Below are 12,035 nucleotides of genomic sequence, written 5' to 3' on the forward strand. Positions count from 1 at the left end.
CGCCTATCCATCGTCATTTTCCGGAAACGTTAACTGCACTTTCATTGATTGGCTTCGATCAGACGCGACCTCAAAGGCAGTAACAGCCTCGCCAACTTCGAAGGAATGCGTCACCAACTGGTCGACGTTTATTAGTCCGCTTCGCATCATCTCGACCGCGACTGAGAACTCGGAATGGAAACGGAAAGACCCGCGAAGCACTATCTCTTTTGCAGTCAACGCCTGCATTGGCACAGTCATATCTCCACCCAGACCAAGCTGAACCAATGTTCCACCCGGTCGCAAGCATGCGACGCCAGAAGCCAGAGCCGATTGAGCCCCAGAACACTCCAGTTGGACATCAACCTGGCCCTTGTCGTTTTCAAACTGCTCCAGTTTTTGCGGATCGGCGTAGGTGTTGATGACATCGTCTGCCCCGCATTCACGCGCCAGAGCGAGGGTCTGGTCCGAGATATCCGTCGCCACTATTCTGGCCGCTCCAGAACGGCGTACCGCCAAGATCGTGAGGCAGCCAATCGGGCCGCATCCCGTTATAAGTACCGTTTTGCCTAAGAGGTTCCCGGCTTGTTTAATCGCGTGCAAACAGACAGCCACAGGTTCGGCCATAGCGGCCTGCGCAGGGCTCAACCCATCTGCCGGAACACATTGACTGGCTTTCGCCACGAGTTTGCTTTGAAAAGCGCCTTGGATATGCGGGAACGGCATCGCGCTGCCATAGAACTTCATATCAAGACAGTGGTTTTGCTGCCCGTTCAGACAATAAATGCAGGCTTGGCAAGGGCGGGATGGAGAAACTGCAACCAATTGGCCTAAGTGCAGCCCCTGCACACTTGACCCGACTTTCACGATTTCTCCGGCGACTTCATGTCCTAGCACCATCGGCTGACGCAACTTGATCGCACCGAAACCACCGTGGTTATAATAATGCAGGTCAGAGCCGCAAATCCCACCCGCGCGCATGGCAATCAAGACTTCGTCTGGCCCCACGTCGTGTACGTCCCGGTTTTCCAACCTCAGATCTTTTGCGGCATGGATAACAACAGCAACATTGGCCGAAGACATTGCACAGACTCCCTATACATATTGCCAAAAGATACGGATAGTCGGTGCTGACAACCAAGGGGTTTTTGCATGATGCTTGAAATGTTCAACCTAGAGGGAAAACGCGCACTAGTAACAGGCTCTAGCCAAGGCATTGGATTTGCGTTGGCCCGTGGCTTGGCTGCCGCCGGTTCGCAAGTCGTTTTGAACGGGCGCGACACCGCGAAACTAGCGGCAGCGGCATCCGAGTTGAGCGAAACAGGCGCCTCAGTACGTGAACTTTCGTTCGATGCAACCGATCATAAAGGTGTCCGATCTGCCGTGGACAACTTTGAAGACAATGTCGGCCCCATAGACATCCTGATAAACAACGCCGGAATGCAATACAGGACGGAGCTACAGGATTTCCCCGCTGATGCCTTCGAGCACCTACTACAGACAAATGTAGCGTCCGTCTTTCATGTCGGTCAGGCTGTGGCACGGCACATGATTGAAAGAAAGTCAGGCAAGATCATTAACATTGCGTCGGTTCAATCCGCATTGGCAAGACCGGGTATTGCGCCTTACACGGCGACAAAAGGTGCCGTGACCAACCTTACAAAGGGAATGGCGACTGATTGGGCTAAGTATGGCCTAAACTGCAATGCCATTGCGCCTGGATATTTCGATACACCTTTGAACGCCGCATTGGTTGCTGACCCTGAGTTTAGTGCATGGCTCGAGAAACGCACCCCGGCCGGTCGCTGGGGCAATGTGGAAGAACTTGTCGGCGCCGCCATATTCCTTGCCTCCCCTGCATCCAGTTTCGTCAATGGACATACTCTCTACGTTGATGGCGGAATAACGGCGTCACTTTGATTTGTGTCTTTCAACCGTCTGCTAGGTACGACTGACGCAGGCTTTGTTTAAAGCGCCGACGCCAAAGCAGTCACCACAACAACCATCAATGAAGCCGCCATCGCAAAGTTGATCCTTTGATGTGATCTCTCACTTAAATCAAGGCTGCCTAGCTTCGCGCCAGCACCCAGCCAGATCATGTGCACTGGCACCCAAACCATATTGAATATTACGATTTTTATGACGACCTCCCAAACGGGCGCATCGGGCAAAAAGGCAAACCCTGAAAACAATGCAGTGCCAACCACGTAAGCCTTGGGATTAATGAACTGAAGTGTCAGCCCGTTCGCAAAACCAAGTGGCGAGACCGCGGGGGAAAACCCGACCTTTGAGCCAGCTCTTGCAATACGCCAGGCAAGAAATCCCAAATACCCAACAGAGGCAAATAGCAGCAAAGTTCTAAGTACCGGTATAGCCAAAGCTACTGCAGCGACTCCAGAGACAACAAACATCATGTTGATGAACCCGCCCAGCATCAAACCGGCCACAAAAGCGAGCCCAGCTCGAAAACCAAATGCTGATCCAATACCCGCAGTTGTCAAAACACCTGGGCCAGGCGTAATCAGCAGAAAGAAAACCGCAACGGCAAACTCAAACACTATTCAGATTGGCCTTCTACAGATCTCTGCATTCCGGCACAGCTGTGATCACCGATCCGTCCTTAAGGTGTTGCAGGAGATTGTCGACAGTCAGGTCACCCATTGCTGCACGCGTCTCAAAAGTCGCGCTACCAGCGTGAGGGAGAAGAACGACATTGGACAACTCGCGCAATGCTTTTGGAACGCGCGGTTCGTCCTCGAAGACATCAAGCCCTGCCCACCCGAGCTCACCGTTTTGCAATGCACTAATTAAGGCAGTTTCGTCGACAACCGAACCTCGACTAACGTTTATCAGAGTGCCGTCTGCCCCCAACGCGCGCAACACCTCAGCGTTGACCAGCCTATTGGTCGACGGGCCGCCGGGCGTGATGCATATGAGGACGTCCACATGCTCTGCCATTTCAACCAAATTGTCGAAATATCGGTACGGGACATCCTTTTGATTGCGGGTGTGATATGAGATTTCGGGGGCCCACGGCTCCAACTTATCAACAATCGCCTGACCAATGCGACCAAGACCAAGAATGCCTATTTTTTGATTGTCCGCTGATCGCGTCAAAGGGGCATTACCTTCAACTTCCCACCGTCCGGACCGAACGTAATTATCGTCACGTACGAGCTCTCGATAACATGACAGCAACAGCAGAACGGCGGTGGTTGCGACTTCTTTGTTCAACACATTGGGCGTGTGAGTCACAACAATCCCGCGCTCAGCCGCAGCACTTGCGTCGACGGCGTCGTAACCGACTCCATAGACGCTGATCATCTTCAGATTACTGAGTGAAATCATTAGGTCATGCGGAACGCCATCATGCCCATTTGTAACGATATGCGTAATACTTTCCGCGTTGAAATCGTCCAATTGTTGAATATTGAACACTGAGGACAGGCGTTCTCGCATCCGTTCAGTGATCCCTCCGATTTGCAATAAGTCAGTCATCTTGGCCGACCTCTTGCCGCTGAACGCCAAGCCCATCGATACGAAGCTCCATGACGTCGCCTTTTTTCAGATAAACTGGTTCCGGTTTGATCCCCATTCCAACACCGGGCGGTGTTCCGGTTGAAATGACGTCACCGGGGTGCAGTGTAAAAAGTTGGCTTAGATGCTCAATGATCTCGGCAACGGAAAAGATCATCGTGGCGGTATTCCCGGTTTGCATGCGCTGACCGTTTACATCCAGTGACATACCAAGACTTTGAGGATCCGGCACCTCATCCCGGGTCACTAACCACGGGCCGGTAGGGCCATATGTGTCGCAGGATTTTCCTTTGGTCCATTGACCTGTCAGTTGCGTTTGAAAATGCCTTTCCGACACGTCGTTTACGATGCAATAGCCCGCAACATATTCGAGTGCGTCGGCCTTGGAAACGTATTTGGCGGTTTTTCCGATGACGACGCCCAGTTCGCATTCCCAGTCGGTGTGTGTAGATCCCCGCGGCATGACAACATCGTCATAGGCACCAATGACAGCTGAGTTCGCCTTGAAAAAAAGTATCGGATGTTCGGGAATATCTGCGCCGGTTTCTGCAGCATGGTCCGAGTAGTTCAGACCGATGCAAAGAAATTTACCGATGTCACCGACACACGGCGCGATACGAGGGTCACCCTCTACAATTGGCAGGTTGTTCGGATCCAATGACCGCAGGTTATCAAGCGTTCCGTCATCCAACATATCCCCCGTGATATCATTGATATGAGCGGACAGATCCCGCAATTGACCCTCAGAGTCGACCAGGGCCGGTTTTTCCGAGCCATTGGCTCCGTAACGAACAAGTTTCATTTCTGTTCCTTTTAGTGGTTATCGCGTGGCATGAAGCCTCGCGCGATATCGCGGTAGTTTTCTGCACCCTTGAGCGTCATACCGCGATCCAACCGATCTACTTTTTCGCGGAATAATTCCTGCCAGGGGGATTGGTTGGGCGGGGTTGAATACCCACCCTTTGCCTCCAGATCGCGGGCGCGTTCATGCAGTTCTTCAAGCGAAACCAGCATATCTGCTGTGCCTTTGCCAAGATCGATGCGCAGTCGGTCACCATTTCGCACCAAGGCCAACCCACCACCCTCTGCAGCTTCGGGTGAGGCATTCAGGATAGACGGACTTCCTGATGTCCCGGATTGCCGTCCATCACCGATGCAAGGAAGGGCTTCGATGCCCTGTTTCAACAAATATGCGGGCGGCCGCATGTTCACGACCTCTGCAGCACCAGGGTATCCTTTTGGTCCAGCTCCGCGCATAATCAGAATACAGTTTGCGTCGATGTTTTCTGCAGGATCATCGATCCGATGGTGAAAGTCCTCAGGCCCATCAAACACAACCGCCCTGCCCTCAAATGCATTAGGATCATCCGGGTTCGACAGGTAGGTCTCTCGAAATGCCTGTGAGATCACAGACGTCTTCATAATCGCACTCTCGAACAGGTTGCCCGAGAGATTGATGAACCCCGCCTGCTGCTTAACCGGGCTACTGACAGGCTTGATTACGTCGCTATTCTGAGACCGGCGCGTCGAGCAGTTATTGCCCATCGTCTTACCGTTCACCGTTATCGCATCGGGATGCGGTAGCAATCCAGCATCAAGAAGCTCTCCGACAACGGCGGGTACACCTCCGGCCTGTTGGTAGTCTTCGCCCAGATACTCACCCGCAGGCTGCATGTTAACCAACAGTGGAACGTCGTGGCCAAGTTTCTGCCAGTCATCGTTGGTCAATGGAACACCAAGATGCCGGGCGATTGCATTCAGGTGGATCGGAGCGTTCGTCGATCCACCAATCGCAGAGTTGATAACAATCGCATTCTCAAAAGCCTGACGTGTCATCACATCGCTGGGGCGTAGATCCTCCCAGACCATGTCCACAATGCGTTTACCCGTTTCATAACTGATTTGACCGCGCTCTCTATACGGGGCTGGAATGGCTGCTGATCCGGGCAATTGCATACCCAAAGCCTCAGCAAGCGAATTCATGGTCGTTGCTGTTCCCATCGTATTGCAATAACCCACCGAAGGTGCTGCGGCGGCTGCGATCTCCATGAACTCATCGGTGTCGATTTCGTCAGCCGCAAGGTCTTCGCGCGCTTTCCAAATAACCGTTCCCGATCCGGCGCGTTCACCTTTCCACCAACCGTTGAGCATGGGGCCGACCGACAGGGCAATCGCTGGGATGTTGACGGTCGCAGCGGCCATAAGAAGCGCGGGCGTGGTCTTGTCGCAACCAATGTTCAGAACAACGCCATCAATCGGATACCCGAATAGACTCTCAACCAAGGACAGATAAGCCAGGTTGCGGTCGAGTGACGCCGTTGGCCGTTTACCTGTCTCTTGTATCGGGTGGACCGGTATTTCGATGCACGTTCCCCCGGCGGCGATGATTCCATCGCGAACACGTTTGGACAATTCGATATGATGCCGATTACAGGGGCTCAAATCACTGCCGGTCTGAGCAATGCCAATGATCGGTTTGCCTGATTGCAGTTCCTCACGGGTCAATCCGTAATTCAGGTATCTTTCCAGATACAATGCCGTCATCTCAAGGTTCTCAGAATTCATGAACCACTTGCGAGATCGCAAATCGTTTTTTGATACTTTTGTCATTGGCCTGACCAACCCCCGTCAATTATGTGCGTGTGTCCTGTGGTGAATGCACTTTCATCGCTCGCCAGATAGACGACCAATGCAGCAATCTCTTCTACTTTCGCTACACGCCCCATAGGCTGTCGCGCCACAAATTGTGCAAGGGCCTCTTCTCTGCTGCCCAGTTGCTCTCCCAACGCATCTACGCGGTCACGCCAACTGGGACTGTCGACTGTTCCCGGACAAATGCAATTGCACCGGATTCCTTTTGTTATGAAGTCCACGGCTACCGATTTCGTCAGCCCAACAACAGCGGCTTTTGTCGTTCCATATACAAAACGATTTGGCGCACCGATTATGGAACCCAGCGCGGAAGACATATTGATTATCGAGCCTCCTCCGCGCTCTAGCATTCCCGGCAATACAGCCTTTGTCGTGCGCACCATTGAGCGCACATTAAGGTCCATGGCGAAATCCCACTCTTCATCGGTTGCATCCAGAATAGTTCCGTGATGCACGAACCCTGCGCAGTTGAACAAAACGTCCGGCTTCGCTCGCGCGACCCCATGATGAATGCTGTCATTATTCGTCACATCCATCTCGAAAATTTCGAGATTTTCGAGATTCTGACCGCGAATCAAATTTAGTTTTTTGGGGCTAATATCCGTCGCATAGACTTTTGCACCCTCTCTTGCCATTGCAATTGCGCTTGCAAGTCCGATCCCCTGCGCGGCGGCTGTGACCAGGACGCTTTTCCCCTTAAGTCTTTCTGACATATAAATATTCCGACCTCAAAAGTGGCGACTGGACAAGTGTTACGTCGTCCCACAGATCAACCGAGAAGCAAAGAAACCTTGGCGGATTTGCAACGACTTCTGGCATGTGGGCCCAGAGCCGTTAGCGTATGACAGAGATTTTGGTTTGGCCATAACCATGCGTGGCGCACCTTCGGAAGGACAGTAGATGATGAGCAAGCAGTTCAAAGTGGCTCTGTTGGGAACCGGCCTGATGGGAGCTCCTATGGCGCGGAATATTTTGCGCGCCGAGTTTCCGCTCACTGTATGGAACCGCAGCTTGAAAAAGGCAAAACCGTTGGCAGCAGAAGGCGCGACATTGGTGGAAACTGCCCCGCTGGCGGTTTCGGGTGCAGACGTAATAATAACCATGCTCTCGGATGGATACGCGACCGGCGCGCTACTTGCTGACGAGGCTTTCCGCGAGCAACTCAAACCGGGGATGATCTGGATTGATATGTCGAGCGCCAAACCCGAACACGCAAGAGAGCAATCCGCGCAGCTTTCCTCGATGGGGGTGCTGCATCTGGACGCCCCGGTTTCCGGTGGCACCAAAGGTGCCGAAGCTGGCACCCTTGCGATCATGGTCGGTGGCGGTCAGGACGTTATGGAGCGCGTGCGACCGGTTCTGACAGCAATGGGCCGGCCTGTGCATGTTGGCCCAAGTGGTTCTGGTCAATTGTGCAAATTGGCCAATCAAACAATTGTCGCTGTAACAATATCGGCAGTCGCCGAGGCGACTCTACTGGCTCAGCAAGGCGGTGCGGACCCCACCGCGTTGAGGGCCGCACTAAAGGGGGGCTTTGCGGATAGTATTATCTTGCAACAACATGGCGAACGCATGTCTGATGGAAATTTTACACCCGGGGGTTTGTCTAAGTTTCAACTAAAGGATTTGGACAATACGCTAGAGGAAGCGGGAAGCCTTGGCGTTGAGCTACCCAGCACCCGATCTGTGCGCGACCGCTTCGAATATCTGATAGACGAAATGGATGGGGCCGAACTGGATCATTCGGCTTTGTATCTGGAACTCAAAAAACGGAACGGAATGCTGTGACGCGGATCCTGATTATAGGCGGCGGAGGAATGCTGGGCCAGAAACTGGCCCATCGCGTGTCGATCCAAGAAACCTTTGGAGCCGATGCCCAAGTCTCACTGTTCGATCTCTCGTTCCCGCCCGACAGTGCGGCAGGTAATCAAATTGTGGGGAACTTGACTGCGACAGGCATAGCTAAGTCTTTCGCTACGCAGCGGCCAGACGTCATTTTTCATCTTGCAGCTATCGTTTCAGGCCAAGCTGAAACAGACTTTGCGTTGGGTTGGGATGTAAACCTTATGGCAACGTGGGCACTGCTGAACGCACTTAAGGATCAACACGAAGCTTCAGAAAGCGAGTACACACCGCGCCTGGTTTTTGCCTCGTCCATAGCAGTTTTCGGGTCACCATTCCCCGAAAAGATAAGCGATGAATTCCTCTCGGCACCTTTGACAAGTTACGGAGCGCAGAAAGCGGCGGCTGAATTGATGATCACGGATTTCAGCAGGAAAGGATATATCGACGGTATTTCCTTGCGCTTGCCCACTTTGTGTGTGCGCCCGGGCAAAGCCAACGCTGCCGCTTCGTCCTTCTTTTCAGGTATAATCCGAGAGCCATTGAATGGGGATGAGGCTGTCTTGCCAGTTGCCGAAACCGTTCGCCACTGGCACGCCAGCCCCCGCGCCGCTGCGACTTTTTTGACCCACGCAGCAACAATGGACACGCAGCTTTTGAATGACAGACGCGCATTGAACATGCCTGGCGTAAGTTGCACCGTCGCCGAACAAATCGAAGCTCTGCGCAAAGTGGCCGGCCAAGAAGCGGTTGGCCTAATCAGGCAAGAACCCGACGAGACAATCGAACGAATAGTCAAGAATTGGCCGCGAGACTTTCAAACAGATCGCGCTCTGGAGTTGGGGTTCAAGGCGGAATCAAGCTTCGACGAAATCATTCGCGTGTATTTGGAAGACGATTTTCGGCTTTAGTCGCCCATCGTCTTTCCAGTTAGATGGCGTTCCAGATGGTCGTGAATTTTCTCTCGTGTTAACTGCTCATCCCCTGACAATGCTGCTTCAAGTATATCGGCATGGTGTCTTATGTTCTGAGAAATGAATTCAAAGTTCCGGTCTGCCACCATCAACTGCTGTCTGAATTGCGCGTAAACTCGGCTATGCATTTGTTTTAAAGTTTCCGAGCCACAGGCAGAAATAAGTGTTTCGTGAAATTCCTTTTCCGAGGCAAACCATATCTCGATAAGGCCGCTCGGGTCGTCTGTGGCGTGAATGCGTTTTTCGATATGGCTAAGTTTGTGATGTGCGGCCGTCAATCTTGCTTCCCAATCCACCCCGCCATTACGGATCGACATTGCGGTGCCTTCGGCCTCCAACAGAACACGGACGTGCGTCAATTCGATAAGCTTCTGCGGCGAACGCATTGGCACGCGGAAACCTTTTTGTTCCTGAAAGTCCACCAAACCAACAGCGGCCAAACGAAAAAGGACTTCACGAACGGCGCTCGCAGAACAGCCATACACTTTACGAAGTTCTTCAGCCCGCACCTTGGCTCCATGCTCGAATCCATTAGAGATCAGGCGCATCTTAAGATCTTGATAAATATCTATTTCGTCGTTCATTCCAGTATGCACCTTCAAGTTTTGTCCAAGTAGCGTCCTAACCTTATTTTCGAATTATCGCAAGAATCTCGAATTTTTTAAAAATTTCAATTTTTTCTTGTTGCATTCGATTCGTCGGCTTAACGTTTACCTGCGCGACAGCAAAGGAGGCGGCAAGATCTTCCACACCGCGCACGCTCAACGTCTGGGAGGACAATATGAAAATAGTCAAGACAGCGGCCCTCGCGGCCGTAGCCACGACAATGGCAGCCGGTTTCGCGATGGCTGAAACAACGAAGCTTAGAATTCAAACCCATTTTTCGCCCGAAACTCTGTCAGGCCAGATGGCTGCAAAATTCGTTGAAGACATTCAGGAAATGTCGAACGGCGAAATCGAAGTTGAAATGTTCTATTCCTCTTCGGTGGTCAAATCAGTTGAAACCTTCGATGCCGCAGCTACCGGAATTCTGGATTGCGACATGACGGGCGGCGGCTATCAGACCGGTAAAAACCCGGCCTTCCAGTTTGCGGGCGACCTGCTCGGCGGATATCAGAACCCCTATCAGCAAATGGCTTGGCTTCTTCATGGCGGCGGAAGAGAAGCTGTAAATGATTTATACAACGGCTACGACATGGAATTCATCGGATGGTGGATTCCCGGGCCGGAGTCGCTTTCTTCGACCAAGCCGATTGCAAAAGTGGACGACTTCAAAGATTGGAAATTCCGCTCCCCTCCAGGCCTTGCGACCAAAGTGTTCGCGGAACTTGGTGCTTCTCCGATCGTTATGGACTTCAACGAAATCTTCACAGCTTTGGAAACCGGCATCATTGATGGTGCGGATGCTGCGAACCTGACGAACAATGTGGGCCTGGGCCTGTACGAGATCGCAGGTCACACAAACTATCCCGGTTTCCACTCGATGCCCGCGGACCACCTTGCCTGTCGCAAAGACGTTTGGGAAGCAATGCCCGCGCACCATAAGAAGATTATGGAAGTCGCAATGGATAGCCTGGCATTGCACAATGCGACCATCAACGAAGTGCAGAACGCTCAGACTGCAAAAGACCTGAAAGCAAAAGGCGTTCAGTTGTACGAATGGTCGCCTGAAGATCTGGCAGCCTATCGCGCGGCCGTTCAAGTCGGGTGGACTGAGTTCGCAACGACCCCTGAAGCACAGGCGCTGCTGGAAAGCCATATCAACTTCCTGCGTGACCTGGGCGCGATGCAGTAGTCAGGCTGCGACCGACTTACGACACACGGAAGGGCCGCACTAGCGGCCTCTCCGGTTCGGCGCCGGGATCCAGAGCTTCATGAAAATCACCAGAATAATAAGTCACGTACTGCAGTACGACATGCCGGAAGTTCTGGGCTACTCGCAACAGTATTATGACAAGCGTACAACTCATCTGGTCGAGGTTCAGACAGATGAACGGGTAACTGGTTGGGGGGAGTGCTTTGGTCCCGGAAACGTAGCCATTGCCAACAAATCCATCGTGGAAAAGGTCATCCAACCAATGGTTCTTGGCATGGACCCTTTGGACAAAGACGTGATCTGGCACAAGGTGTACAACCTTTTGCGAGACCATGGCCAAAGCGGAATGCCAATACAGGCTTTGTCCGGTGTGGACATTGCACTTTGGGACATCACCGGCAAAATCTCTGGCCTCCCCCTCCATAAGCTTGTCGGCGGCGCACATCGCGCAAGCGTTCCTTGCTACGGCTACGGCATGATGCTCAGGGATGAACCGATTTCCAATCTGGCCAGCCGTTTTGAGGATGAAGCCTCAAAGATCAAGGAGATGGGATTCACCGCCACCAAAATGAAAACGGGCTTTGGCCCGAAGCCTGATGTGAAGCTGTGCGAAGCCGTTCGACGCGGGGTTGGTGACGACTTTCCCTTTATGGTCGATGCAAACCATGCCTATACGACTTCGGACGCATTCTACGTCGGTCGGTCGCTGGAAGAACTGGACGCATATTGGTTCGAAGAACCCGTCGCGCCAGAAGACATTGACGGATACCGCGAATTGCGCACTTCGCTGAAAGTCAACATTTCGGGCGGTGAGACGGTATTCAATCGCTGGGCCTGGCGCAGTCTTCTTGAAAATCGCGGCATCGATATAGCGCAGCCAGAAGTTTGCGCTTTGGGCGGTGTTTCAGAGTATCTCAGGGTACTGGCCCTATGCCACGCACATTTCACTCCGGTCGTAAATCACGTCTGGGGTAGCGCCATCGCTGTCGCAACTAATCTGCAGTTACTGGCGGCCATGCCCGCGATTCCAGGCGGCTTGCATCCGTGGGAGCCGATGCTGGAGTTCGACACAACGGACAACAAGTTTCGGGACGATCTGCTGACCGTACCGCTGGGAATTCAAAATCAGGTCAAGGCCAACAACGGTCGTGTCATGATCCCGACTGGGCCCGGACTGGGTGTCGAGCCGGATCGAGACTTTATCGATCACTACAGGATCGAAGGATAGGGACGAG

General features: G+C 52.8%; 12 protein-coding genes. 5 read left to right on the top strand and 7 right to left on the bottom strand.

Going from position 1 to position 12,035, the window contains the following annotated elements:
• Nucleotides 1-3: 3 nt before the first annotated feature.
• The gene (locus GOW92_RS04415) at nucleotides 4-1,062 is read right to left on the bottom strand and encodes an L-idonate 5-dehydrogenase (RefSeq protein ID WP_170558333.1); all 1,059 of its coding nucleotides are present in this window, start codon (nucleotides 1,060-1,062) and stop codon (nucleotides 4-6) included.
• Between the two features lie 69 nt (nucleotides 1,063-1,131).
• On the opposite strand from GOW92_RS04415, the gene GOW92_RS04420 reads away from it, so the two are divergent.
• Nucleotides 1,132-1,899 carry an SDR family oxidoreductase gene (locus GOW92_RS04420; RefSeq protein ID WP_170558334.1) on the top strand — a complete coding sequence of 256 codons (768 nt, stop codon included), beginning with the start codon at nucleotides 1,132-1,134 and terminating at the stop codon, nucleotides 1,897-1,899.
• Between the two features lie 47 nt (nucleotides 1,900-1,946).
• Here GOW92_RS04420 and GOW92_RS04425 read toward each other — a convergent pair whose 3' ends face one another.
• Genes GOW92_RS04425 through GOW92_RS04445 form a run of 5 tightly spaced genes read right to left on the bottom strand, consistent with a single transcriptional unit; the run spans nucleotide 1,947 to nucleotide 6,881 of the window.
• A complete protein-coding gene (locus GOW92_RS04425) occupies nucleotides 1,947-2,537 on the bottom strand; it encodes a LysE family translocator (RefSeq protein WP_170558336.1) in 591 nt (196 codons plus the stop codon).
• Nucleotides 2,538-2,553: 16 nt separating this feature from the next.
• Nucleotides 2,554-3,477 carry a 2-hydroxyacid dehydrogenase gene (locus GOW92_RS04430; RefSeq protein WP_170558338.1) on the bottom strand — a complete coding sequence of 308 codons (924 nt, stop codon included), beginning with the start codon at nucleotides 3,475-3,477 and terminating at the stop codon, nucleotides 2,554-2,556.
• Nucleotides 3,470-4,318 carry a fumarylacetoacetate hydrolase family protein gene (locus GOW92_RS04435; protein ID WP_170558340.1) on the bottom strand — a complete coding sequence of 283 codons (849 nt, stop codon included), beginning with the start codon at nucleotides 4,316-4,318 and terminating at the stop codon, nucleotides 3,470-3,472. Before GOW92_RS04435 ends, GOW92_RS04430 begins: the two co-directional genes overlap by 8 nt.
• 11 nt (nucleotides 4,319-4,329) lie before the next feature.
• Nucleotides 4,330-6,126, bottom strand: coding sequence for an IlvD/Edd family dehydratase (locus GOW92_RS04440; protein WP_170558343.1), 1,797 nt, complete (start codon nucleotides 6,124-6,126; stop codon nucleotides 4,330-4,332).
• Nucleotides 6,123-6,881, bottom strand: coding sequence for an SDR family oxidoreductase (locus GOW92_RS04445; protein WP_170558345.1), 759 nt, complete (start codon nucleotides 6,879-6,881; stop codon nucleotides 6,123-6,125). The genes GOW92_RS04440 and GOW92_RS04445 overlap by 4 nt, the downstream gene beginning before the upstream one ends.
• Before the next feature lie 190 nt (nucleotides 6,882-7,071).
• Between GOW92_RS04445 and GOW92_RS04450 the strand changes: the two genes are divergently transcribed.
• A complete protein-coding gene (locus GOW92_RS04450) occupies nucleotides 7,072-7,956 on the top strand; it encodes an NAD(P)-dependent oxidoreductase (RefSeq protein ID WP_170558347.1) in 885 nt (294 codons plus the stop codon).
• Nucleotides 7,953-8,921 carry a D-erythronate dehydrogenase gene (gene denD / locus GOW92_RS04455; RefSeq protein ID WP_170558349.1) on the top strand — a complete coding sequence of 323 codons (969 nt, stop codon included), beginning with the start codon at nucleotides 7,953-7,955 and terminating at the stop codon, nucleotides 8,919-8,921. The genes GOW92_RS04450 and denD overlap by 4 nt, the downstream gene beginning before the upstream one ends.
• Here denD and GOW92_RS04460 read toward each other — a convergent pair.
• Complete coding sequence (locus GOW92_RS04460; protein WP_170558351.1) at nucleotides 8,918-9,568, bottom strand: GntR family transcriptional regulator; 651 nt, start codon at nucleotides 9,566-9,568, stop codon at nucleotides 8,918-8,920. The genes denD and GOW92_RS04460 overlap by 4 nt on opposite strands.
• A 197-nt stretch (nucleotides 9,569-9,765) precedes the next feature.
• Here GOW92_RS04460 and GOW92_RS04465 point away from each other — a divergent pair, with 197 nt between their 5' ends.
• Together GOW92_RS04465 and GOW92_RS04470 are read left to right on the top strand one after the other, a co-directional pair.
• Nucleotides 9,766-10,779: a TRAP transporter substrate-binding protein gene (locus GOW92_RS04465; RefSeq protein ID WP_170558353.1), complete on the top strand. Its 1,014-nt coding sequence runs from the start codon at nucleotides 9,766-9,768 to the stop codon at nucleotides 10,777-10,779.
• Between the two features lie 79 nt (nucleotides 10,780-10,858).
• Nucleotides 10,859-12,028: a mandelate racemase/muconate lactonizing enzyme family protein gene (locus tag GOW92_RS04470; protein WP_170558355.1), complete on the top strand. Its 1,170-nt coding sequence runs from the start codon at nucleotides 10,859-10,861 to the stop codon at nucleotides 12,026-12,028.
• Nucleotides 12,029-12,035: the final 7 nt, after the last annotated feature.

The organism is Ruegeria atlantica (assembly GCF_013032505.1).
Classification (GTDB): Bacteria; Pseudomonadota; Alphaproteobacteria; order Rhodobacterales; family Rhodobacteraceae; genus Ruegeria; species Ruegeria atlantica_F.